Raw genomic sequence first — 22,819 nt, forward strand, 5'->3', positions numbered from 1 at the left:
CTTCTGCTCAAAAAGCAACTTTACCGGAATAATTACCGGCAGATAATCATTTTTAATAAAATCATTTCACTTTTTTAAATAGTGTTCCGCCCTGTATATCCATCATCACTCCACTCACATTGCCTTTGTCATCAAGATTGAAATTGAAATCAAAATCAGGATTCATTTGCTGAGGGACATCTTCTGTAAGTTTTGAAGAGAAAAGATCATACTGCTTATGAACCAATATAAATTTAAACGTGGGAAAAGTTATATATAGATCATTCCCAATTCTGGAAATAATAAAAGTCCCATATCCTTTATTGGAGTATTCACCACAATACGAATCCAGCTCATGCGTTGGCTTTTTCTTATCATTAACAGATGTACTTACCTTTCTATCGGGCTTTATGATATCATATAATTCTTTTTCATAAGGATATGGTTTGTTATAATCCAATCCAAGCATCCTTATGGAAATCATATTGGCGATTGTACCGGAAAGATCTGAGTTATGCTGATTACTTAATACAACGATTCCAAATTTCTCTGCCGGAAAGAGAAAAACACTGGAGTTAAAACCAGATACTGCCCCAGCGTGCCATACTTTATAATGGCCTTTGAAAATCTGGGTAAACCAACCATAGCCATGTGCGAATAAAAAGTTTTTCTGATCCGGTTTCACAGGCGGTGTCCCATCAATTATCGTCTTAGCACTTATTGCATTATTCGCATACTCTTTTGAGAGGATTACTTTATTTTCAAAACTGCCATTATTTAACCAAAGCCTGATCCAATTACCCATATCTGTTGCAGAGCTATTAATTGCTGCTCCAGGTTTATCATTATCCGGTTTTTTAAATAATACCTTTTCAATAGTGTTGTGGTAAAGTCCGTAGGGATAAGAAAAGTCTTTCTGTTTAATCATTTCATCCACTGATGTATTACTGTTATTCATTTTCAGAGGATTCAATATTTTCTCTGTGATCAGGTTATCCCAGCTCTTGTTATTAAGCTGTTCTGCAATGCTTCCTAACATGAGGTATCCAAAATTACTGTATTTCCAGCTATTCCTCGGTTCACCATTTTCTTTTAAAAAAGGAAGTCTCTGCATTAGATCAATTCTTTTGGCAGCAGGAAAAAAGATATAAGTACCATCTATACTCCCTAATCCACTCCTATGTTCCAGCAAATCTTCAATGGTAACTAAACTATTCATTTTATCTGTTGAAAATGTAAGACCTGGAATATATTTGGAAGGTTTATCCTGAAGAGATAATTTCTTTTCATCTCCCAACATCCCTATTAAAGCAGATGTAAATGCCTTTGTATTGCTTCCAATACCAAAAACGGTATGGGGAGTTACCGGAAGTTTATTTTCATAATCCCTATATCCATATCCTTTGGTATATATTATTTTATTGCTCTTTACAATTGCTACTGATAAACCTACTCCTTTATAATCATTTAAAATTTTATTGATTTCTTCATCCAATCCTTTCAGATTTTCTTTTATTTCCTGACTTAATAGTAAAGAGCAGCATAATATGCTGAGCAGATACATTATTTTTTTCATAGTATTAAGTTTTTAAGTGAAGTAATACCTATTTACTTTTTAAATTTGCTATCATTTCAAGTGCAATAAATTTACACTTATTCCACTTAAAATGAATCAAATACATTTATAATCCTATGAATATGAAAATGATGCCTTCATTACAAACATTACAGCTTATCACATTAGAGCGTCAGGGATTGACACAAACTACTCCGTTCGGAACTGGAAAAAAAGCCGTGCTTACTGCTATGGAACGTCTCGGATATATACAGATTGATACATTATCTGTAGTAGAGAGGGCTCATCATCATACTCTATGGACAAGAATTCCTGATTTCCAGACTAATTACCTGGAAGAACTGGTAGAGGAACGTAAAGTATTTGAATACTGGTTTCATGCCGCGTCCTATCTTCCAATGCAGGATTTTCGCTATGCATTGCCCCAAATGCTTCATGTAAAGCAAAATGATTCTCATTATTATAATGCAGATAAAAAGATCATGGAATATGTAGTAGATACGATCCGCACAGAAGGCCCCAAAATGGCAAGAGATTTTGAGAGTAAAAAGAATAAAGCAGGAAGCTGGTGGAACTGGAAACCTGCAAAATTGGCTCTGGAAAGACTTTTCATGCAGGGAGACCTGATGATAAGCGGGCGCAGTGGTATGCAGAAAACCTATGATCTTACAGAAAAGGTATTGCCTTCATCCATCAATACAACAGTACCTACTCCATTTGAATTTGCTGAATATTTGGTCAAAACTTCTCTCCGCGCGTATGGTTTTGCAACGTTAAAACAGATCACCCATCTCAGGAAAGGTGATACATTGAAAAAAAATGTGAATTTGGTTTTACAATCCTTACTTGAAAAGGGCGAAATACAAAAAATTTCTATTGAAGGTCTTTCTTATGTTTTCATCCAGAATGATTTACTTGAAAAATCTGATGAGATAACCGGATCAGGTGTCAGATTGCTGTCTCCATTTGACAATTCCATTATTCATCGTGACCGTGTTAAACAAGTTTTTGATTTTGACTTCCGTCTTGAGTGCTATGTTCCCAAAGAAAAGAGGCAATATGGCTATTTCTGTCTGCCCATCTTATTTGGCAACACCTTTATTGGAAGAGTAGACTGTAAAGCCCATAGGAAGGATAAGAAATTTGAGCTGATCCACCTGCATATTGAGAATACAGATATTATTCCGGAACTTTGGATACCTTCTTTTACCGATGCTGTAAAGCGCTTTGCTGTTTTTAATGGCTGTGAATCACTGCTGCTGACCCAAGTGAGCCCACCAAAGCTGAAAAGTCTGATCAATAAAGCTTTGTCTCATTAATTTATAAAACATATCTATAGTGAAAATCTACAATCCCAAGAGTTACAGATTTCTTTTCCTTTCTATTTTAACAACTTTTTCCGTCTTTTCCATTTTATAGCTGTTTTTAGTTTTTAAGCAGTTGCTCCCTATATTCTATTCCCCATTTGGCCATCGTATCAATAATATCATGCAGGCTTTTTCCAAATTCTGTAAGCTCATAATCTACCGTCACAGGCATGGTATTGTTTTGGGTTCTGCTCACCAAATTATTCATCTCAAGATCCTTAAGTTCCTTTGAAAGAGTTTTGGCTGCAATGCCTTCCAGCTGTCTCTTCAAATCCATAAAACGCATCTTACCTCCAAAATACAGGTGACTGATGATAATCGTTTTCCATTTCCCTTCGAGTAAATAGACCGTGTCCTTTACGCCACGGATATGGTTTTTACATTCCGGTCCCAGTTCCATTCTCTCCTTTTTCATACTTAATTATTAGGATGCAAAGTTAGATAATTATCAGCTATTCATGGAACTTAGTTACTTCCAGGTAACTGATTACCTATAGGTAACAGGTATATAACAGCAACCACTTAAGATGTAACTTTGCATCACAATCAGTAAGTAAATCATACAATTATGTCACTACAAGAAACACTAAACTGGAGATCTGCAACAAAAGGCTATAACGGAAAAATCATTGAGGATGAAAAACTGGAGCAGATATTGGAGGCCATTCGTCTTGCCCCTTCAAGTTCAGGATTACAGCCATTTAAAGTTTTAATTATTAAAAATAAAGAACTGAGAGAAAAATTACAGCCGATTTCCTGCAATCAGGATCAAATTGTACAAGCCTCACATATTCTTGTCTTTGCTGCCTGGGACGAATATACCCCCGAGAGAGTTGATTCATTTTTTGCCTTCAGCAATCAGGTAAGAAACCTACCCCATAGTGCCACTGATGATTATCGTTTGAATCTATTGGGAATGCTGGAAAAGCAAACCAAAGGCCAGCATTTTAATAATGCTTCCAAACAAACCTACATTGCTTTAGGTTTCGGACTTTTGGCAGCAGCAGACCTTAGAGTAGATGCAACTCCCATAGAAGGATTCGACAATGAAGCTGTAAATGAACTATTGAATTTACCGGAACAAGGCTTAAAAAGTACCGTTTTAATGGCTCTTGGTTATAAAGATGAAGAAACAGACTGGTGGGGAAAGCTGGACAGAGTAAGAAGATCGAAAGAAGAGTTATTTGTGGAGATCAACTAAATTAAGCATAAAATTAATAATAAAATTCAGGAGATCTTTTAAAGGTCTCCCTTTTTTTGTCTTACATTAAGGGTCCCATAAATCATTACAATGGAACTAAAATTAAGCATCCTAGACCAAACACCTATTATAAAAGATGGTAATGCTTCTACTGCCCTCAACAACAGTTTGGCATTAGCAAAAATGGCTGATACACTAGGCTATCACAGTATTCTGTATTCGGAGCACCATGGCGTGGAAGCCTATGGAAGTTCCAGTCCGGAAATTCTGGCAACAACAGTTCTTGCCAATACAAAAAACATTAAAGTAGGCACCGGAGGAATTATGCTCCGTAATTATTCTGCATTTAAAATTGCTGAATGGGCAAAAATGCTCGCTACATTTTACCCCGATCGTTTTATATTGGGCCTGGGAAAAGCACCCGGAGGACCGAAAGATGCTATTTTAGCATTGAATGGACATAAACTTCCCATCCTTAATAACATCAATGATAAACTGGAAGAAATTATCACCTATCTAAAAGAGCAAAACTATAAAGATACAGAACTGTTTGCTCAGCCTACTCATGTTTTGACATTACCGGAAATTACCTGGTTGGGTTCCGGAGAAAACTCGGCAAAAGAAGCAGCTAAATATGGTATATCCTACTCTATGGCTGATTTCATAGTAGATGGATCCAATGCAGAGATCCAGAAAATGTATCAGGAGGCATTTAATGATAAAGGATATGGAAGCCAGCCATCCTTTCAGTCAGCAATTTCTGTTTCCGTGGCCCAAAATGCAGAGCAGGCACGCCGTAATGCATTTGGAATGGTCTATCAGTTTGTAGAATCCAGAAAAATTCTGGCTCCCGGAGCATTGAAATCGTCTGAAGAAGTTGAAACTCTTATTGCTAAAAGTGAAGATAAAGAGTTGTTTAATTCCTTATTGGATAAAGTTGTAGTGGCCACTCCAGATACCATCCATTCAAAATTGGAAGAAAAAGCATTGCAGTATGGAACCAATGACCTTGTGATATTATCCAATATGTTCAGGGAAGAAGACAGGATCTTCACCTATGAAAGTCTTATTTAGCAAAAGTCTGCCCTGTTTTCAACAATAGGCAGACCTGTTTTCATATGCTAATCCTTATTTCAAATTCCTTGTTTCCAGTTCTTTTTGTAATGCCTGATTACGTTTGTTCCATTGAATTGCCAGGAGTCCTGCAAAAAACAAGGGGAAAAAGGTGAAAAACCCAATTCCTTTGGTTACACAGCTATATACTGCAACACCCACAAAAAATCCGATGAGAACAGCATTGGTTATTTTGTCGGATTTAGACTTATTCTTTTTTTCTAATAACTCCTGATCGGTTAACTCATTTAATTCTTTTTCTGCCATGATTATTGGTTTTAGTTTTTTGATTTGAAATCCTCGCTAACTTACAAAAGTTTTACCTTTATAAATGAAAAAAAGTGTACAGCATTTGATTAATTAGCTGCAGGATCAACAAGTTCTGTTGTTATTCTTATGGATTTTAATAGATTTTTATCGTCGAAAAACAATGTGGTAAAATGCTTTCCATTCTTAAAAATAAGTTTTGCTCCGCCGGGAAATTCACTATCAGGTCCAAGCTTTTGAATTTTTGCGTCATTTTTTTTGAATTGAACTTTAGCTTTCTCCAAAGTAGTTTTATTCATCACAAGACCGTATGGTAACCCACTTATGACCAAGTCTTTATTATCGGATACGTCAAAAAACATTTCGTTAATAACATTATTCTTTCCGAGACTACTATAAAGCTCTAATCCTGATTTCGTAAGCCATTTAGCATATTTCTCTTCATTAGCATCTTCATAGAAAACAGTTTCCACATGCAAGGCTTTCGAAATTTTATCTGGTGTCTGTGGAAAAACAAATCCTGAGTTTTTATCCAATAAGGAATTCAAATCTGCTGTTTTTTGTGAAAATGCAGTAACGCTTAAGAATTGAAAAAGGACGGCCAGTGCCAGAGTAAACGGTTTTATTTTCATATTGACTATTTTAATGATTTTCGGACTTAAAGATATTAAATTTAGCGATTTCAGTTTTAGGCTTTTTTAGTTCAAGAATGATCGGTTATTGATAAGCGAAACCGGAAAAAAATAATGTAAATTTGTCCTATCTTACCGCAAAGGTTAAGTTTTTAGTTTTTAATATAATGAAAAAAACAGCATTTTCTTTACTGGCGCTTTTGTTACATCTGGCCTGCCAGGCACAAAATTTTGACGTTATTCCATTAGGTATTTATGGAGGAGAACAGGAAGATAACTTATCTGCTTATTTAGTTGGAGGTACCAAAGACAATACATTCCTTTGCCTGGATGCCGGAACGGTAAATACCGGAATCCGAAAAGCAATTCAACAAAAAAGCCTTACCGGCTCAGAGGAAACAGTTTTGAAAGACCAGATCAAGGGATATTTTATTTCCCACGGCCATTTGGATCATTTAGCCGGTCTTATTATCAATTCTCCGGCTGATGCCAAAAAAGATATTTTTGCCATACCATCGGTAATTCAGATTCTGCAGAATCATTATTTTATTACAGATACCTGGATCAATTTCGCAGATCAGGGACAGAAGCCTATCCTTGGAAAATATCATTATAATGAACTTCAGGAGGGAGTAGAAACTCCAACACAGAAGACTTCTTTTTTCTTAACAGGATTTGAATTAAGCCATGTCAATCCATATAAAAGCAGTGCTGCATTGGTCAGAAATAATGACTATTACCTTCTTTATCTTGGAGATACTGGTGCCGACAGAATTGAGAAGTCTGACCGCATGGACAATCTTTGGAAAAATGTAGCCCCATTGATCCAAAAAAAACAATTAAACACCCTATTGATTGAAGTTTCTTTCCCAAACAGCCAGCCTGAAAATCTTCTGTTTGGTCACCTTACCCCTAATCTTTTAGTAGAAGAACTGGAAAAACTGAAGGAAAAAACCGGAAAAAAAGATCTGGAAGACCTTACTATTGTGGTTACCCACAGAAAACCCACAGGTAACAATCCTGAGATCATCAAACAAGAATTATTGAAAAACAATCCTTTAAAGGTAAAATATGTTTTCCCTGAACAGGGTAAAAGAATTAACTTACCTTAATAGTAAAAAGCGATGAAACATAACCTTCATCGCTTTTTTATCCTACATTCTTCAAATCTTCCACTGATTAATTAATTATTTCTCCTTTATTGTTTTCCAATTTGCCACGAAATTTCTGAAGTTCTTCAGGGTCCGGCTTATTCCAACCGGTTGCTTCCCCAATAATTTTCAATGGAGCTTCAGAGCGATAGGAACGGGTCAGATTACCCGGAAATTTTTTATCAGTCAGATTCGGATCATTTTCAAAACTTCCCACTGGTTCTACCACATATACCTTTTCTGATCCATCTCCTTTTGCTAATGCAGCAGCAAGTCCAGCTCCATTGACTAAGGATGTAAAGTAAATATGATTCATGATAAATTCAGACTTATAATTAGAATGGCCCCCTGCTGTTAAGAAATCTCCTATTTTCAGATCAGCTTTGGTTCCATGATAAAAAGGACCTTTATCAAAGATTTTATCTTTTACCGATATTGCCAGCGCATTATATTCTTTTACTTTTTCCGGATCTGAAAGCTCATGATAACATTCGGCAATCTTTAAATAAAGAGTATGAAAAGCACTTTTAGACGTATCATCATTTGCTTTTAAAGCATGTTGTAGAGCTATTTCAAACCATTGTAGCCGATTGTAAACTTTTTTTTGAAGTCGGGCCACGTAATACGCTGCAAGAAATTTTTCGAAATCGTCTGTTGCTTCATTCCAGCCTTGCATAAATAATTTTTCAGCTTCTTCAGATTTGTTTTGTTCTTCCATACCCATTCCCTGGATACAGAGTTTAACTACATGGTTAAATGGTGAAAATTCCATAGTATACATATTTTGTTTCAGATTTTTTTAAATTCCGATGCTAAGATTTTCAATTCACTTTCGGTAAATTTACACAAATACGTCAATCGTATTGATTCAATTACTTGGATTCATAAAAACATTTAAGATCTCACATGAATTTGATACAAAAGATCCTACATTTTCCATGATTGAAAAAATAATATTATATTTAAAGGAGCAGTATGTTGGGGTAAAATTTTTCTGTTACTGAAAAATACCATGAAGGCCTAAAGAAATCAAAAATAAGAAATATGGACAAGGAACTAATCAAGAAAATACAAGACAAAAAACATTATTACGAAAATATTGAGGCTTTGGAAAAACATTTAGATCAGCATTTCAAAAGTGAGGAAATGACTGTTTTTCATGAAATGCTGTCTCTCGATTTTCATCTTGATGTTTATTTTATCCAACCTGAAGATGAAGACTTTAATCTGCTAATAACTTCTGGTATGAGTCTACTGGAAATGCAGGTTCCCGATGCCATCGAAAACAAGGAAGACTACACTTTTGCAGAGCTTTTGATGATACTTCCTAAAGATCTAAAATTTGAAAAAATATATCCAAGTGAGGGAGAAAATGATTGGATCATAGGCATGATAAAAGATATGGCAAGGTTTCCTCATCATCAGGATACGTTCTTAACCGAAGGACACTCTCTGCAGGCGTGGAGTGATGTTTCGGAACCTTATGATGAAAATACTCAGTTTACAAGCAGTATTTTATTGCCTTCCGCTACTTTTGATGACGATTTTATGCAAATTGCCAGTGATGACAGAATCATTACCCTGTACACCCTTTTCCCACTCTACCAAAATGAATTGGAGTATAAAATAGAAAACGGGTATGGTAAGTTTTTCGACTTATTGATTGCGGGTAATATTCCTGATATTTTTGATAATAACCGTAAAAATTTATTAGAATAAATTTTTGCGATAAACATAATTTTAAAGTCTGATAGTCAAGTTTCCAATTTTGGTTATCAGGCTTTTTCAAATTCAAAAAAATATTGATCTTTATTTTTTCCTGATAATGATATCTCCTTCTGATAATCTAATTTCCTTATTGTTGATCCTTATTTCAATCCATTGAGCTGGATCATCCGATTCACAATCATTCATGATCCGGTATTAGAATCCGGCAGTTCCAACATGGTATCAATGGTCTTTTTACTGATCTGATACCGATCAGAGATAGCCAGTAAATACATAAGCTCTGATAATTCTTTCTTTAACTGAGTATTGGATTCTTTATCTATTCCATTGCTGATTAAACCGTTCAGTTTTTCAATTTCCTTACTAATAAATTCCCTTGCTCCTATCATTATCTTTGTGAATGCTTTTGAGCAAAAATAGTTATTTTCAAAAAGAATAAAAGACGGAACTTCTATCAGTCTTATTTACTTTGAAATCGTAGATATTCCCGTTGAAGAATTTTATGAGAAGGAAAAATTAGCCTCCTCTCATTTTTTGTTGTGAACATATCAAAAGACAATTTTTATTCCGTTGAATATAGATATTTATTGACGCTTTAATGGACTTTATATACAATTTATAACATTCTATTAAATATCAAGTCTTTATTTTTGCAATAAATGTGCATTTATTCAGATATTTGAATATGACTCTATTCCTAACTCCTGACAATGTCTATAAGCTGTACCATATTGATCCTTCAAAAAAGATGGAAGGTATTGTTATTCTGCATCAACAAAACCATCCCGAAAAGGAATATACAAAGAACACCCGTATATTTGATGGGTTATTGCTAGGATTTATGATAAAGGGATCTATGAAAGCTCAGATCCACTTTCAGGAATATGAACTCAATGAAGGTGATATTGCTGTATTGCAACCCCAACTGATGATTGACACAAAATCCCTAAGCGAAGATGCAGAAATAATAACGATTGGGCTTTCTTTAGATTTTATTACAGAGTTCCCAGTCCTACGTGAATTTGTTATGAACAACGAGGTCCGATGGCAGCCTGTTATCAGGCTTCAATCTGAAGAAATAGGCTTACAAAAAGAATTGGTAACCCTGATACAAAATTTTTACCATAAAAGTCCCACTCCCAAAAAGGCTGAAATGCTACGTCATCTTGTAATTGCTCTAATGTGTCTGATTTCTGAAGCCTATTCTGGACTAATAAATCAAAATAGCTTTACCAAAAACCGTACTCATGAAATCATTGATGATTTTTATGTCTTGATTTCAAAATATGCAAACCAACAACGAAGTGTTACATTTTATGCGGAAAAACTTCATTTAACACCACAATACCTTTCAACTTTCTTGAAACAAAAAACAGGAAAATCAGTATTACAATGGATTGATCATGTAATGATTCTACATGCTAAAACATTACTCAAATCAACCAATTTATCTGTTAAACAGATTAGCCATGAATTAAATTTTGAAGATTCGAGTGTCTTCTGCAGATTTTTCAAAAGAGTTACCGGGGTTTCACCAGGAAGTTTCAGGAATAGATAATGAACAATATCTACTTCTAAATTATATGTTGTACAATCTTACAAAAAGACCATTTTTACCATATTTTCTTCCATAAAAACAAAAATGACACATTATAAATTGTATACAAATACCATCAAAGTGTAAAAGAAATAGAGCTTGCCTAATCCTACTTTTACACCATGAAAAATTCAACAAAAAAAGCGGCAATCGGGTTTATATTTGTAACCTTACTGATTGACATTACAGGCTGGGGAATTATTCTTCCGGTAGTCCCTAAGCTAATCAAAGAACTTATTCATGGTGATATCAGTGAAGCTGCTCAATATGGTGGCTGGCTTGGTTTTGCTTATGCTTTTACACAGTTTATATTTTCACCTGTGGTAGGAAATCTCAGTGACCGGTATGGAAGGCGTCCTATTATTTTAATTTCTCTTTTTGGATTTGCTGTAGACTATATTTTTCTGGCGCTTGCTCCCTCTATCGGATGGTTATTTTTAGGAAGAATCATTGCAGGATTTACTGGAGCCAGCATATCAACTACAAGTGCCTATATCGCTGATATTTCAACAGATAAAGACAGGGCTAAAAACTTTGGTATGATTGGGGCTGCCCTGGGACTGGGGTTCATTATCGGACCTGTTATTGGAGGGCTATTGGGGCATTATGGAGCAAGAGTTCCGTTCTATGCCGCTGCCGGTCTGTGTATTTTAAATTTTCTTTATGGATACTTTATTCTTCCTGAAAGTTTAGATAAAGAGAAAAGAAGAAAATTTGACTGGAAACGTGCTAATCCGGTCGGATCACTTCAATTTTTAGGAAAGCACCATGAAATATCGGGTTTGATTATTGTTTTAATTCTAATCTATATTGGAATTCATGCTGTACAGAGCAACTGGCATTTTTTTACCATGTATAAATTTGGCTGGACTGAACGAATGGTCGGAATTTCTCTTGGGGTACTTGGATTATTATTAGGATTGGTTCAAGGTATTCTAATAAGATGGACAACTCCTAAATTGGGAGAACATAAGAGCATTTATTATGGGCTTATTTGCTATGCAGTAGGATTGTCTTTATTTGCCTTTGCCACACAGGAATGGATGATGCTTATCTTCCTTATCCCCTATAGTTTAGGTGGAATTTGCGGTCCTGCATTGCAATCAGTTATCACCAAAAATGTCCCATCCAATGAACAAGGTGAACTTCAGGGGGCATTAACAAGTTTAGTAAGTACTACCTCCATCCTAGGGCCTCCAATAATGACTAATTTATTTTATTATTTCACACATGATGAAGCGCCTTTCAAACTTCCGGGAGCTCCTTTTCTGTTTGCTTCTATTTTAATGCTAGTTAGTGTAATAATTCTTCATTCTGTATTCCATCAAAAAAAGGGAAATAAATTCAAGAATTAGAAAGTTCCTCAACGCTTTTCATGAAAAATCAAAATGAATCTATTTCAAATAACAACACCAGTTCAAAAATGAACTGGTGTTATTTCTAAAAATATTCTGATACCCTATCTGCTAAGTTTATCTTTTATCACTGCTGCAGCCTGTAAAATTGATGTTTGTATAGCTGGTATGTTAGCTAAAGGGTTTAATAAGCCATAATCATGAATAAGTCCACCATATCTTGTTAGGGTTACTTCTACCCCGGCCTCATTTAATTTTCTTGCATAGGCTTCTCCTTCATCACGAAGTACGTCATTTTCTGCCGTCTGAACCAAAGCAGGAGGTAATCCTTTTAATTGTTCTAAGGAAGCTTGTAGAGGAGATGCGTAGATTTCTTTACGTTTTTCTGTGTCTGGAAGATAGTTGTCCCAGAACCATTTCATCATATTTTTGGTAAGGAATCTACCTTCCGAAAATTCATTGTAGGAAACGGTTTCAAAATCCGCATCAGCAACAGGCCATAGCAGTACCTGTAGTTTAATATGTGGACCGTTGTTATTTTTTGCCATCAATGCCATTACAGCAGTCATATTTCCTCCCACACTATTCCCGACAACGGCAAGGTTTTTTCCATCAACGCCAATTTCTTCTCCATGTTCAGCAACCCATTGCATTGCTGCATAAATCTGATTGATTGCCAACGGATATTTTGCTTCCGGTGAAGGGGTATAATCTGGAAATACAGCTACTGCGCCACTTTCCACAACCAAATCTCTTACCAGTCTGCGGTGAGTAGGATAATCTCCCAACACCCATCCTCCCCCATGAGTGAAGATAAATACCGGTGCATTGGGCTGACTTCCTTTAGGTTTGGTAATGTGAATATTAACTTCATATCCGTTCTGATTGATTATCTGTTCTGTTTCTTCAATTCCTGAATAATCAACTTCAACGGATTTCTGAGCACCTACCAGGATCTGACGGGCTTCTTCCGGGCTTAATAACTCCATGGGTGTACCCTCTCCCGAGTTCAATGCCTGTAAAAACGTGCGTACTTCAGTAAAAATCTGAGGATCATTTTCTCCTTTGTAAGGTCTTTGTTGTGCCATGATATTTGTATTTAATGTTAATAAAAAGAACCTAAAGCTTTTAAAATATACCACTTTATCTGTTCTGAATTGTAATACTCAATTGATATTGCAAATCTACTCCCGGCCAAGCAATTTAATAAGACACAAACGGCTTTATTAATTGTACTTTTTTCCCTCGTCATACTTTTTTCTAAAATTTGAAGGTGTGTTCCCAACTTTTAACGAGAATAATCTGTTAAAATACGCCGGATCTTCATATCCGAGGTGATAAGCAATTTCCTTGGCACTCATCGCGGTATGAATCAATAATCTTTTGGCCTCAAGAATAATACGGTCCTTGATGACTTCATTGGGCTGAGTCATATTCATTTTTTTTAACCGGTGGGTCAGTGTTTTGGGAGCAATCCCTATTATATCTGCATAGTCTGCAACGGCATGCTTTTCTTTGTAGTGGTTTTCCACCAACAGGCTAAACTGGCGGTAGAAAGCTGTATCGTGGTCAATTCCGTCATTTACTTTGTCCAGATGCTGAACACTCCATAGTCTTGTAGAAAGGATGATGATCTGCTTCAGGTACACTCTCAGCATTTCTTCCTGCTGAGCCTGCTTCACTCTGAATTCATTCTGTATAGCTTTCAGAATATAGGTAATAACAATTGTATCGGTAGCATTTAAAGTAATCATTGGCATATTGCTTAGATTATTGAATAAAAGGCCATCACAGGCTACCTCCGAATCGTGTATCTGAATACAATAAAAGTCCCGGTTATAATAAATCATAAGACCAGGCTCTGCTCCTATATTTTCAATATGAAAATGCTGATTGCTATTGATAAAGAAAACCGTTGGTTCTTCCGTTGTATACTGCTTAAAATCGACAGTAAGCGTATAGCCTTCCGGTAAATATAGAATCTTAATATAGGATTTATATTTTTCAGAATTAACTTCCTCTAGGTCAGTCTGACTAACCCTGTGCAGTCCCATTTTTTTATAAAATGATTCAAGGAGACATTGTTGAAATTCAATCATACATTCAATTTGAATAATAGGGATACAATACAGATTTACAAATCAATACTAAAAAACAATCCCTATAATTACTCCTGATAAAATTACAGTTTTTTTCTTGTGAATGATTAATTTTCAACCACATTACGGTTTAAATTTTATTCTACGCCTTCTGATACATTCATGATTGTTTTTTACTTTTTTATATCAACAGGAAATTTTTATCAGACAGAGTACTCTATTGGCTCATTTCTTTTTCCACTTATTCATTACATGCAAAACAATGATAATCAAACTCTTTAAAGGCCATAAATATTTTAAAATAGAGCCCTACAAAAGGTCTTTGTTTGTTTAGATTTAAAAAACATCAAATTTTATTAAAAAATATTTTGCCAATATTTAAAAACTTCCTATATTTGCACCACTAAAAACAACGATATAATCGGAGTTGAAGGAGAGTTGGCAGAGTGGTCGATTGCGGCAGTCTTGAAAACTGTTGACTGTAACAGGTCCGGGGGTTCGAATCCCTCACTCTCCGCAAAAAAGGTACAAATCAAATGATTTGTACCTTTTTTTTATTATAAAAACTGGACAATAACCAATCCTGATGAAACGCATACTCTATGCATTAACTGTTTTGTTTATTCTCAATGATTCAAAGGGTCAAAAAATCATGAATACAGACATCAGTAATTTATGGAAAGCTTATCATCGTATTCAGAAAAATAAAAAAGTAAAATCCTCCGACAACCTTTTTCTTAACAAGAATAATTTTTGCAGCATTTTCATGATAACCCCACCTTTCAGCTTATAAGTTTTACTCACTATAAAGCCTTAAACTGGAAAAATGAAGCAGAAAAGGACCAAAATGAAGGTTGAAAACTCCAATTTGGTCCATCAATAAAAATAATACTTCCTGATAGCCCGATATATAGGATTTTGTTTGTTTTTTTATTAGTAGACTTATTATAATTTTTTATATATTTGCACCACTGAAAACAACGATATAATCGGGGTTTAGGGAGAGTTGGCAGAGTGGTCGATTGCGGCAGTCTTGAAAACTGTTGACTGTAACAGGTCCGGGGGTTCGAATCCCTCACTCTCCGCAACATGCGAAACGAAAGTTTTCAAAAAGCATCAAAAAAAAAATATATAAGTCATGCAAAATCAATGATTTGCATGATTTTTTTTTGTTTATGGCACATTCGTGGCACTTTTGAAAATTAAGAAAAAGTGCCACAAAAAAAATCTTAACACACTAGTTATCAAACTGTATAAACACATTAACGACTTGATTACTTTAGGCTTTAGTTCGATATTAATAACCCTTAAAAAGTTTAATTATGTTAGAACAAAGTTATGGGCTCAATTTCTTTTTGAAAAGCCCAAAAGTCAAAACCAGAGCGATGCGCTTAGTGTATGTTAGAATTACCGTCGACTAAATAGTAAACTTTTGTTTCGTATAAAATTTATAGTTTGGTGTTAATGTAATTCGCAAAGATTTGCAAAAGGGCATACGAAAAATTAACAAAACTCATTAATAATCATTCACTTAAGAAACTTTGTTACCCAAAATTAAACAACAAAAAATCAAGTACGGTTAATTAAATTATTCTATTTAATGTTTAAATTATAAAAAAATTGTCCGCATTTTTAAAAAAGTAGATTCACAGTAATGAAAATTAAATTACATACATAAATAAAAAAGCCGCTGTATAAGCCGCTTTTTCAATGTTATTTCTATTAAGTCTTTCGAAATTTTGATGGATATATTCCCGTTCTATTCCGTATAAAAACCGAAAAAGAAGCAATGCTGTAAAACCCCAAATTAAAGGCAACCTCTTTGATAGTTTGGGTTGACCCTTTTAATTGACGTTTTGCTTCCAACACCACTCTTGAATCAATAAGCTCTTTCGCAGTTACTCCAAGCGTATTTTTAGTTATAACATTTAAATAATTTGGCGTTACAGATAATTTATCTGCATAAAAAGCAACAGCTTTGGACTCTGTAAAATTCTTTTCGATCAATTCAAAAAAGTTTACAACAATTGGGTTCCTTCTAGTCGTTAAAAGTTCTTTCCTCTCCTCTTCACCAAGTAATTCATCAATAAAAGAGAAAATAATCTTAGTCCTGAAGCTTAGCACATCCAAATTGTAATTATCATCTTTATATTCGTCGCTGATCAGCTTAAACTCAAATGATAACTTTTCGCTCATGGCCTGAGGTACATTAATAACTGGAAATTTGTTAGATAAAGGAGATAAAACTTTTGAACTGTATAATTTAGCTTCAACAAACCTTTTTGATAAAATCAGCTTATGCCCTCTTGCTCCTTTGTGAGTCTTCCACGAATGCATCTGTCCGGGAAAGGAAATATGAATCTGGTTATCTTTCTCTTCATATTCTACAAAATCAATAGTATGAATACCAGAAGCCCGTTCAAAAAAAATAATTACATAACTATTAGGTGCTCTAAAACGCAAATTCTCACTTTCACCTGCTAAGGGAAAATACGCGATATGGTCTTTTATCCTTGCTTCAAATTCAAAACCATTTTCAATAAATTCATCGTTCATTCAGTAATCTTTTACATTATGTAAAAATTCAATTTTTATAACTTTTTATAAGTTACCCAAAATTAAACAACAAAAAACCAAGTACGGTTAATTGAATTATTCTATTTAATATTTAAATTATAAAAAAATTGCCCGCATTTTTAAAAAAGTAGATTCACAGTAATGAAAATTAAATTACATACATAAATAAAAAAAGCCGCTGTATAAGCCGCTTTTTCAATGTTCTAAGTAAGGAACATACTACATTTACAGCAAAAAAAATCATCCAAGACAGAGTATTACTGGAAACCAAACGGCTGCTACTATCAACAGAGTTGAATCTGAAACAAATTTGTGTTGAACTAGGTTTTGTAGAAACTGCTCACTTTTGTCAGTTTGTTAAATTAAAATTAGGAATGACGCCAACTCAGTTTAGAGAACACGCTGCAGTGATCTAAACTAAAAATAATTAGTTTTAAACCAAATGGTTTTTTAAAATAATTGCTTATAAAAAGAAGCTGGTTTTATATGACCGGCTTCAACTTATGAAATAGTAGTGATTGAAGAAATAAAAGATAATATTATACATCTACTTCTGTCATTTCCATATCAAAAATAGTTCAATGGAAACAAACTATATTATTGAAATTATTTCAGGTGTTTAAAATTTCATCTAAAATTCAGGATATTTATAAATATACTAAACATAAGGATGATTTAAATAACAGTCTCCTATCTTATTTCCAATAATTTTGGCAAATGAAAAAGGATCCGAACTTTCTGAACATATTCATCTATATGTATTAAGTTAACTCCATAATTAAAAAGAAAAAAGAAATAAAAAACAAACTACATAATGAAAAAAACAATAGGCTTAGCCATGATGACTATGGTATCGTCCCTACTATCCGCACAGGTCATCAGTAGGTAATGATGTTGGCAGCGCTTCTAACAAGACTTCCGTCCTACTGGAGTTTGCCCAAGGAGAGAATTAAGGAATCATCCTTCCTTATACTCGTAACCTACCTACCACCCCAGCAGAAGGTACAATATTGCTTGATGCAGAAAACGCAACAACTGCTAGAATTAAATATTATAATGGAAGTTGGATTGATCTCAGTGGGCAAGACGCGGACGTTACAGCTGAACTTGCTCAACAGCCTGATACAGATCAAGTAAATGAAGATACAGATGCCAAAACGATTATTGGCTCCAATAATTCAGCTGCAGACGGCGTGTTGGTACTTGAATCGCAGACTAAGGCATTGCTTCTACCTACAGTCGAAAATACCGATAATATTATTAACCCTTCTCCTGGAATGCTTGTTTTCATCAATAAAACCGGTGCTAAAAGACTTACCGTTTATAATGGAGCTAAATGGTCTTACTGGCAGCATAATAATTAAGAATATACCTTTCCCTCACAAATGCAAACAGGATACAATCAATATTCTGTCAATTAAACACAAACGTTAGCGGCTTTAATAGGCCGCTTTTTTGTCTATTCCCTAAACCTGCTAGGATATGTAACTAGAAAACGATCCAATAGTGTAGAATCCCAAGTTATACGCAATCTGCTTGATTGATTCGTCAGACCCTTTTAAAAGCCGCTTTGCTTCAAGTACAACATGTGCATCGATAAGTTCTTTTGCTGTAACACCTAATGTCTTTTTTGTAAGCACATTGAGATAATTTGGAGTTACTGCAAGTTTCTCAGCATAGAAAAACACTGATTTAGACTCTGTAAAATTAATTTCAACCAACTCCATAAACTTTAGGATAATTGGATGGCGCTTGGTTACAGTTAACTCCTGCTCTTCAAGCTCCTCTATAACCGATTTTATAAATGAGACTATAATTTTTGTTCTAAAACTTATCACATCTGAATTGACAAATTCCGCATCAAGCTCTCCTTTCATTAACTGAAATTCCAGAGATAATTTCCTACTCACTTCAATGGGTATATTGATAACAGGAAACTTATTATACAATAATGATAAAAATTTCATATTGCATAATTTAGTTTCAATAAATCTTTTAGACAAAATCAACTTATGTCCCTTTGCTTCAGCTTTCGTCTTCCAGGAATGAATTTGTCCGGGAAAGGAAACATGAACTTGGTTATCTTCCTCTTCATAATCCACAAAGTCAACAGAATGCCTACCACCAGCTTTCTCAAAAAAAATAAAAACATAACTATCCGGTGATCTAAAACCAGATATTTCGCTTGCCCCTGCTAATGGAAAATAAGCAATATGATCTTTTATCTGTGCCTCTAGATCAAGATCCTTTTCAATAATTTCATCGTTCATTTGGTACAATTTTGCTATTTTTTGTAATATTCAACTTTCATAACTTTTGAAAAAAAACTTTAAATAATGAATAATTTTAACAACAAAAAAAGATGTTTCATCACATAAACAGGCAATTATTATAAAGTAAATAGTAACAACTCCATTACATGAATATCTGCAAAGGGCATCTAAAATATAATCCTTCATACCAGAGCACATTATATTTCATACTTCAATCACTCAACACACCCCAAACAAAGAAAAATATATAATAATAACAATCATTGGGATAGATTTAATAACCAAATCATCGCTAAAATTACCTTATTTGCATCAAATTTAGATTATCTAAGTTATAGTACCTATACAGCTGCCTATACTACTGAAGGCAGCTGTTTTCATATAGTATCTACCCAACACAAGTACTATTCGTAAGCAACGTTGGATACAACATATATCGCCTTATTATAAGTACTATCAGCCTCCGCTATAATGTTATAAAATCAATATGTGTTGGAATAATTACCATAACATTTTTCTTCATACTACTTTATAAATTTGAACATTATGAATTACAAAGATTTACATATAGGAAGCTGTATTAGCAAAAAGATTAATGAAAATAATATAGAGATGAATAGAATAAAATCTTTATTCAAACTTCCTGAGCATGAAATTCTAAACATGTACGAGGAAGAGGAATTACCTACAGGACTTTTATTGAAATGGTCGAAATTCCTTGAGTATGATTTCTTCAGATTGTATTCCCAACACTTAATTCTGTACTCTCTAGAAAAAGGATCTAATAAAAATCAAAAGTCTAAAGTTCTTCCAAATTTTAGAAAAAAAGTTTATACCCAAGAATTGATTGATTTTATTTTGGATCTTTTAAGAACCGGAGTAAAAACGAAACAAGATATTATTACAGATTATAGAATACCAAAAGCAACTTTACATAAATGGGTCCTTAAATACGGCCACGAAAGTAATAATTAAGATATCAATTAATTTTATATATGTACAACGAAGACCCAAATTACAAGAGAATCTACGAAGATATTATAGCATTGCGCCATCCTGAAAAACGAACAGCTTGCGAAAAAATTCTTAGCAAAAAAAAGCTTATTTCACTTGATGTACTTGCGCTCAATGTAATAATATTTGGTCATGGTGAATCTAATCAAAAATATAAATCATATGATAAAGAATCGATATTTAAAATGCTGCAATATCAAAAGGAAAAAAAAATGAATAATAAAGAAGCAGCTCTACATTTCAATCTAAGTAGAAACACAATTTCCAAATGGAAAAGGATCAAATTTAAATTGTAGTACACTCTCCTAATCAATTATTTTTTCACATCTAACCTTACTCAATTAGAGTATTAAAAACTTAAAATAACTTACTAAAACCAATTTGAAATGACAAAGAAAATTTCAATTCTAATTGCTAATTATAATAATGGAAGATATTTCAAGCAATGCTACGACTCTTTACTAGAGCAGTCCTATACTAATTGGGAAGCTATTATTGTTGATGATTGTTCTACTGATAATTCCGTAGATATAATCAAACAGCTAATTAAAGGTAATAATAGGTTTTTGTTAATAGAGAATACTGTAAATAAAGGTTGTGGTTTTACTAAAAAAAAATGTCTGGACTATGCCACTGGTGAAATCTGTGCTTTTCTAGATCCTGATGATGCACTTTACTCTTCAGCGATAGAAAAATCCATGAGACAGTATGACCAAAGTAGAAATATTGTTTGTACATACTCTAAAATGATGCTTTGTGATGAGAACTTAAATCCACAAAAAGTTTTCCACCAAACCAAGCAAATCTATAATGATAATCTCTTCTTTAATTGCCCCATACAAATGGCACATTTCTTCACTTTCAAAAAGAATATTTATGATAGAACATTAGGTATCAACCCTAATTTAAGGACTGCTGCAGATCAAGATTTATACTTAAAAATATTAGAACACGGAAACGCAAAGTTTATTAAACAAACTTTATATAAATATAGACTTCATGACAAAGGAATATCTCAAAATAAAGGAAAAGCTGATGCAAAAAAATCATTCGCCTTAGTTATTCATGACACTTTAAAAAGAAGAAATATAAAGTATATTAATCATAATAAAGTACCTGATACTTTAGTCTATCCGGAAGAAATTTTCCAGCTATTAAATTACCAGGTCAGTATTTTGTATCGTTTAAAATTAAAACTAATGGTGTTGTTAAAAGGCTAGATTTTATCATAATCACCTTCTTTTATTATTGAGAATATAAAAGCTTTTCATAACCCTGTATGAATACATAATAGGGCATCATTGACAGTTATTAAATTGTTGATCAAATTGTGATTTGTTATATAGTATACTAAGGATTTTCAGTACAGAAAATCATTGATCATATTTTGATTCATTCATTTTAATAACCCGTCCTGGATTTCCAACAACAGTTGCTCCATCCAAAACATCTCTAATGATCACTGCTCCTGCTCCAATAGTACACCATTTGCCAATATTAACACCTTGTATTACTACAGCTCCTATTCCAATATGTGTTCCCTCACCCACTGATACAGCACCTGCTAATGATGCCCCTGGAGATATATGAACAAAATCTTCAATAGCACAATCATGATCGACAGATGCATTTGTGTTAATTATGCAGTGTTTTCCTACATTGACCTCGGAGTTAATCTTACAACCAGGCATTACAACTGTCCCCTCTCCAATTTTCACTCTTTTTGACACTGTTGTTTTAGGATGAATTAATGTCATATAATTAAATAGTGGGTTTCCATTGACTATTTTTTTTCTTATTTTGTTATTTCCAATTGTAATCACCACATCAATAGCATAAAGGGGAACACTGTGAGTAACAGTGTAATTTAATAACATTATTTTAGAAATATCCTCATCAATAAAACCTTCAATATTGTATCCGTTTTCTTCAGCAATTTCTAAAACGACTTTTCCATGACCACTTGCTCCATATAAATACATAAAACTACTATTATAATTATTGAAAACTGATTATTATTTAAAATGTAAATTCAACACCATTCGCTTATTCAAAAGATATCCTAATTATACCCATTAAAATCATCCGCAGTTACATGTCCAATCTGGCTGACACCTTCACTTTTAAAAACCTTTTTTAAGGTTAGTATTAATATTTTAGCATCCAATACAAAAGATACATGATCAACGTACCAAATATCCAATTCTATTTTTTTCGTGTATGAAATAAGATTTCTACCATTTATCTGCGCCCATCCAGTTATACCAGGACGAATCTCATGACGTCTCATCTGCTGTTCAGAATATAACGGTAAATAATTAGGTAGAAACGGTCTTGGTCCTACAATAGACATTTCCCCTTTCAAAACATTAATTAATTGAGGAATTTCGTCTAACGAAGTCTTTCTAACAATTCGTCCTACCCTCGTTAACCTCTGAGCATCTTCTAATAACTTACCATGTACATCTCTTTTATTATTCATCGTCCTAAACTTAATAATGTTGAAAATTTTCCCATTGAGCCCCGGGCGTTCTTGAAAGAAAAAAGGGTAGCCATCATTTACTATATATAGACCTATAAAAATAATTATGAAAATTGGAGATAAGATCATTAGACCTATAACAGCCATTATAAAATCAAATAAATGTTTAAAAAAATGTCTATACATTCTTAAGTGTGATATAATATGTTTAAAGGCTTAAAGATTCTGACTTTATTAATTAATAAATAAAAGCAAGATTGTACAGAACACTTATCTTTTATTTATTGATGTCTGTTATGAAGCTATTCATAAGATCAGCGAAACTTCAGATTAGACAGAAGAATCTGTCTTCCTTCATGTATGAATTCCTAATACCAAAGGTAAAATCTATAGTCTACAAAAAATTGT

Annotated in this window: 24 protein-coding genes and 2 tRNA genes; 14 read left to right on the forward strand and 12 right to left on the reverse strand. The window is 33.7% G+C overall.

Translation table 11 applies throughout. The annotated features are described in order from the left end of the window. Window positions 1-61: 61 nt before the first annotated feature. A complete protein-coding gene (locus EG344_RS01530; RefSeq protein ID WP_123907961.1) occupies window positions 62-1,555 on the reverse strand; it encodes a serine hydrolase in 1,494 nt (497 codons plus the stop codon). Between the two features lie 116 nt (window positions 1,556-1,671). Between EG344_RS01530 and EG344_RS01535 the strand changes: the two genes are divergently transcribed. Beyond that, a complete protein-coding gene (locus tag EG344_RS01535) occupies window positions 1,672-2,874 on the forward strand; it encodes a winged helix-turn-helix domain-containing protein (RefSeq protein WP_228412832.1) in 1,203 nt (400 codons plus the stop codon). 106 nt (window positions 2,875-2,980) lie between these two features. Here EG344_RS01535 and EG344_RS01540 read toward each other — a convergent pair whose 3' ends face one another. Further along, window positions 2,981-3,337, reverse strand: a complete 357-nt coding sequence (locus EG344_RS01540) for a winged helix-turn-helix transcriptional regulator (protein WP_123907962.1) — start codon at window positions 3,335-3,337, stop codon at window positions 2,981-2,983. Window positions 3,338-3,490: 153 nt separating this feature from the next. Between EG344_RS01540 and EG344_RS01545 the strand changes: the two genes are divergently transcribed. After that, window positions 3,491-4,123 carry an NAD(P)H-dependent oxidoreductase gene (locus EG344_RS01545; protein ID WP_123907963.1) on the forward strand — a complete coding sequence of 211 codons (633 nt, stop codon included), beginning with the start codon at window positions 3,491-3,493 and terminating at the stop codon, window positions 4,121-4,123. Between the two features lie 90 nt (window positions 4,124-4,213). Further along, window positions 4,214-5,197, forward strand: a complete 984-nt coding sequence (locus tag EG344_RS01550; protein ID WP_123907964.1) for an MsnO8 family LLM class oxidoreductase — start codon at window positions 4,214-4,216, stop codon at window positions 5,195-5,197. A gap of 54 nt (window positions 5,198-5,251) precedes the next feature. Here EG344_RS01550 and EG344_RS01555 read toward each other — a convergent pair whose 3' ends face one another. Together EG344_RS01555 and EG344_RS01560 are read right to left on the reverse strand one after the other, a co-directional pair. Then, window positions 5,252-5,503, reverse strand: a complete 252-nt coding sequence (locus EG344_RS01555) for a hypothetical protein (protein WP_123907965.1) — start codon at window positions 5,501-5,503, stop codon at window positions 5,252-5,254. Window positions 5,504-5,592: 89 nt separating this feature from the next. Next, window positions 5,593-6,135 carry a hypothetical protein gene (locus EG344_RS01560; RefSeq protein ID WP_123907966.1) on the reverse strand — a complete coding sequence of 181 codons (543 nt, stop codon included), beginning with the start codon at window positions 6,133-6,135 and terminating at the stop codon, window positions 5,593-5,595. Window positions 6,136-6,302: 167 nt separating this feature from the next. On the opposite strand from EG344_RS01560, the gene EG344_RS01565 reads away from it, so the two are divergent. Next, window positions 6,303-7,247, forward strand: a complete 945-nt coding sequence (locus EG344_RS01565) for an MBL fold metallo-hydrolase (protein ID WP_123907967.1) — start codon at window positions 6,303-6,305, stop codon at window positions 7,245-7,247. A gap of 67 nt (window positions 7,248-7,314) precedes the next feature. Here the strand turns inward: EG344_RS01565 and arr are convergent, their stop codons facing one another. Continuing rightward, window positions 7,315-8,058, reverse strand: a complete 744-nt coding sequence (gene arr / locus EG344_RS01570) for an NAD(+)--rifampin ADP-ribosyltransferase (protein ID WP_123907968.1) — start codon at window positions 8,056-8,058, stop codon at window positions 7,315-7,317. Between the two features lie 272 nt (window positions 8,059-8,330). Between arr and EG344_RS01575 the strand changes: the two genes are divergently transcribed. Beyond that, window positions 8,331-9,005, forward strand: coding sequence for a suppressor of fused domain protein (locus EG344_RS01575; protein ID WP_123907969.1), 675 nt, complete (start codon window positions 8,331-8,333; stop codon window positions 9,003-9,005). A gap of 191 nt (window positions 9,006-9,196) precedes the next feature. Here the strand turns inward: EG344_RS01575 and EG344_RS01580 are convergent, their stop codons facing one another. Beyond that, window positions 9,197-9,403, reverse strand: a complete 207-nt coding sequence (locus EG344_RS01580) for a hypothetical protein (protein WP_123907970.1) — start codon at window positions 9,401-9,403, stop codon at window positions 9,197-9,199. 296 nt (window positions 9,404-9,699) lie between these two features. Here EG344_RS01580 and EG344_RS01585 point away from each other — a divergent pair, with 296 nt between their 5' ends. Together EG344_RS01585 and EG344_RS01590 are read left to right on the forward strand one after the other, a co-directional pair. After that, a complete protein-coding gene (locus tag EG344_RS01585; protein ID WP_123907971.1) occupies window positions 9,700-10,572 on the forward strand; it encodes a helix-turn-helix domain-containing protein in 873 nt (290 codons plus the stop codon). Window positions 10,573-10,733: 161 nt separating this feature from the next. Next, window positions 10,734-11,966: a TCR/Tet family MFS transporter gene (locus EG344_RS01590; RefSeq protein WP_123907972.1), complete on the forward strand. Its 1,233-nt coding sequence runs from the start codon at window positions 10,734-10,736 to the stop codon at window positions 11,964-11,966. A 104-nt stretch (window positions 11,967-12,070) separates the two neighbouring features. Here the strand turns inward: EG344_RS01590 and EG344_RS01595 are convergent, their stop codons facing one another. Together EG344_RS01595 and EG344_RS01600 are read right to left on the reverse strand one after the other, a co-directional pair. After that, window positions 12,071-13,054 (reverse strand): alpha/beta hydrolase, encoded by a 984-nt coding sequence (locus tag EG344_RS01595; RefSeq protein WP_262697616.1) that lies wholly within the window; start codon window positions 13,052-13,054, stop codon window positions 12,071-12,073. Between the two features lie 138 nt (window positions 13,055-13,192). Then, complete coding sequence (locus tag EG344_RS01600) at window positions 13,193-14,065, reverse strand: helix-turn-helix domain-containing protein (RefSeq protein ID WP_123907974.1); 873 nt, start codon at window positions 14,063-14,065, stop codon at window positions 13,193-13,195. 432 nt (window positions 14,066-14,497) lie between these two features. On the opposite strand from EG344_RS01600, the gene EG344_RS01605 reads away from it, so the two are divergent. Both EG344_RS01605 and EG344_RS01610 read left to right on the forward strand, forming a co-directional pair. Next, window positions 14,498-14,582 (forward strand) — tRNA-Ser (locus EG344_RS01605). Between the two features lie 483 nt (window positions 14,583-15,065). Next, a tRNA-Ser gene (locus tag EG344_RS01610) sits at window positions 15,066-15,150 on the forward strand. 637 nt (window positions 15,151-15,787) lie between these two features. Here the strand turns inward: EG344_RS01610 and EG344_RS01615 are convergent. Further along, on the reverse strand, window positions 15,788-16,621 hold the full coding sequence (locus EG344_RS01615) for an AraC family transcriptional regulator (protein WP_123907975.1): 834 nt from the start codon (window positions 16,619-16,621) through the stop codon (window positions 15,788-15,790). A 263-nt stretch (window positions 16,622-16,884) separates the two neighbouring features. Between EG344_RS01615 and EG344_RS24470 the strand changes: the two genes are divergently transcribed. Then, complete coding sequence (locus tag EG344_RS24470) at window positions 16,885-17,058, forward strand: helix-turn-helix domain-containing protein (protein WP_410494006.1); 174 nt, start codon at window positions 16,885-16,887, stop codon at window positions 17,056-17,058. A 594-nt stretch (window positions 17,059-17,652) separates the two neighbouring features. Beyond that, window positions 17,653-18,006, forward strand: coding sequence for a hypothetical protein (locus tag EG344_RS24185; protein ID WP_228412833.1), 354 nt, complete (start codon window positions 17,653-17,655; stop codon window positions 18,004-18,006). 111 nt (window positions 18,007-18,117) lie between these two features. On the opposite strand, the gene EG344_RS01630 is transcribed toward EG344_RS24185, so the two are convergent. Then, window positions 18,118-18,912: a helix-turn-helix domain-containing protein gene (locus EG344_RS01630; protein WP_123907976.1), complete on the reverse strand. Its 795-nt coding sequence runs from the start codon at window positions 18,910-18,912 to the stop codon at window positions 18,118-18,120. A 615-nt stretch (window positions 18,913-19,527) separates the two neighbouring features. Here EG344_RS01630 and EG344_RS01635 point away from each other — a divergent pair. From EG344_RS01635 to EG344_RS01645, 3 genes are all read left to right on the forward strand, one after another. Next, window positions 19,528-19,890 carry a hypothetical protein gene (locus tag EG344_RS01635; protein ID WP_317126486.1) on the forward strand — a complete coding sequence of 121 codons (363 nt, stop codon included), beginning with the start codon at window positions 19,528-19,530 and terminating at the stop codon, window positions 19,888-19,890. Window positions 19,891-19,910: 20 nt separating this feature from the next. Further along, complete coding sequence (locus EG344_RS01640; protein WP_123907978.1) at window positions 19,911-20,225, forward strand: helix-turn-helix domain-containing protein; 315 nt, start codon at window positions 19,911-19,913, stop codon at window positions 20,223-20,225. A 90-nt stretch (window positions 20,226-20,315) separates the two neighbouring features. Further along, entirely contained in the window at window positions 20,316-21,149 is an 834-nt protein-coding gene (locus EG344_RS01645; RefSeq protein ID WP_123907979.1) for a glycosyltransferase family 2 protein, read from the forward strand. A 153-nt stretch (window positions 21,150-21,302) separates the two neighbouring features. Here the strand turns inward: EG344_RS01645 and EG344_RS01650 are convergent, their stop codons facing one another. Further along, the gene (locus tag EG344_RS01650; protein ID WP_123907980.1) at window positions 21,303-21,911 is read right to left on the reverse strand and encodes an acetyltransferase; all 609 of its coding nucleotides are present in this window, start codon (window positions 21,909-21,911) and stop codon (window positions 21,303-21,305) included. An 80-nt stretch (window positions 21,912-21,991) separates the two neighbouring features. Beyond that, on the reverse strand, window positions 21,992-22,597 hold the full coding sequence (locus EG344_RS01655; protein WP_123907981.1) for a sugar transferase: 606 nt from the start codon (window positions 22,595-22,597) through the stop codon (window positions 21,992-21,994). Window positions 22,598-22,819 lie beyond the last annotated feature (222 nt).

The organism is Chryseobacterium sp. G0162, assembly GCF_003815715.1.
GTDB lineage: Bacteria > Bacteroidota > Bacteroidia > Flavobacteriales > Weeksellaceae > Chryseobacterium.

Bases quoted from the DNA above. Each gene is read 5' to 3' on its own strand.
- EG344_RS01530 (WP_123907961.1), bottom strand. From the start codon at position 1,555: ATGAAAAAAATAATGTATCTGCTCAGCATATTATGCTGCTCTTTACTA.
- EG344_RS01535 (WP_228412832.1), top strand. From the start codon at position 1,672: ATGAATATGAAAATGATGCCTTCATTACAAACATTACAGCTTATCACA.
- EG344_RS01540 (WP_123907962.1), bottom strand. From the start codon at position 3,337: ATGAAAAAGGAGAGAATGGAACTGGGACCGGAATGTAAAAACCATATC.
- EG344_RS01545 (WP_123907963.1), top strand. From the start codon at position 3,491: ATGTCACTACAAGAAACACTAAACTGGAGATCTGCAACAAAAGGCTAT.
- EG344_RS01550 (WP_123907964.1), top strand. From the start codon at position 4,214: ATGGAACTAAAATTAAGCATCCTAGACCAAACACCTATTATAAAAGAT.
- EG344_RS01555 (WP_123907965.1), bottom strand. From the start codon at position 5,503: ATGGCAGAAAAAGAATTAAATGAGTTAACCGATCAGGAGTTATTAGAA.
- EG344_RS01560 (WP_123907966.1), bottom strand. From the start codon at position 6,135: ATGAAAATAAAACCGTTTACTCTGGCACTGGCCGTCCTTTTTCAATTC.
- EG344_RS01565 (WP_123907967.1), top strand. From the start codon at position 6,303: ATGAAAAAAACAGCATTTTCTTTACTGGCGCTTTTGTTACATCTGGCC.
- arr (WP_123907968.1), bottom strand. From the start codon at position 8,058: ATGGAATTTTCACCATTTAACCATGTAGTTAAACTCTGTATCCAGGGA.
- EG344_RS01575 (WP_123907969.1), top strand. From the start codon at position 8,331: ATGGACAAGGAACTAATCAAGAAAATACAAGACAAAAAACATTATTAC.
- EG344_RS01580 (WP_123907970.1), bottom strand. From the start codon at position 9,403: ATGATAGGAGCAAGGGAATTTATTAGTAAGGAAATTGAAAAACTGAAC.
- EG344_RS01585 (WP_123907971.1), top strand. From the start codon at position 9,700: ATGACTCTATTCCTAACTCCTGACAATGTCTATAAGCTGTACCATATT.
- EG344_RS01590 (WP_123907972.1), top strand. From the start codon at position 10,734: ATGAAAAATTCAACAAAAAAAGCGGCAATCGGGTTTATATTTGTAACC.
- EG344_RS01595 (WP_262697616.1), bottom strand. From the start codon at position 13,054: ATGGCACAACAAAGACCTTACAAAGGAGAAAATGATCCTCAGATTTTT.
- EG344_RS01600 (WP_123907974.1), bottom strand. From the start codon at position 14,065: ATGATTGAATTTCAACAATGTCTCCTTGAATCATTTTATAAAAAAATG.
- EG344_RS01615 (WP_123907975.1), bottom strand. From the start codon at position 16,621: ATGAACGATGAATTTATTGAAAATGGTTTTGAATTTGAAGCAAGGATA.
- EG344_RS01630 (WP_123907976.1), bottom strand. From the start codon at position 18,912: ATGAACGATGAAATTATTGAAAAGGATCTTGATCTAGAGGCACAGATA.
- EG344_RS01635 (WP_317126486.1), top strand. From the start codon at position 19,528: ATGAATAGAATAAAATCTTTATTCAAACTTCCTGAGCATGAAATTCTA.
- EG344_RS01640 (WP_123907978.1), top strand. From the start codon at position 19,911: ATGTACAACGAAGACCCAAATTACAAGAGAATCTACGAAGATATTATA.
- EG344_RS01645 (WP_123907979.1), top strand. From the start codon at position 20,316: ATGACAAAGAAAATTTCAATTCTAATTGCTAATTATAATAATGGAAGA.
- EG344_RS01650 (WP_123907980.1), bottom strand. From the start codon at position 21,911: ATGTATTTATATGGAGCAAGTGGTCATGGAAAAGTCGTTTTAGAAATT.
- EG344_RS01655 (WP_123907981.1), bottom strand. From the start codon at position 22,597: ATGTATAGACATTTTTTTAAACATTTATTTGATTTTATAATGGCTGTT.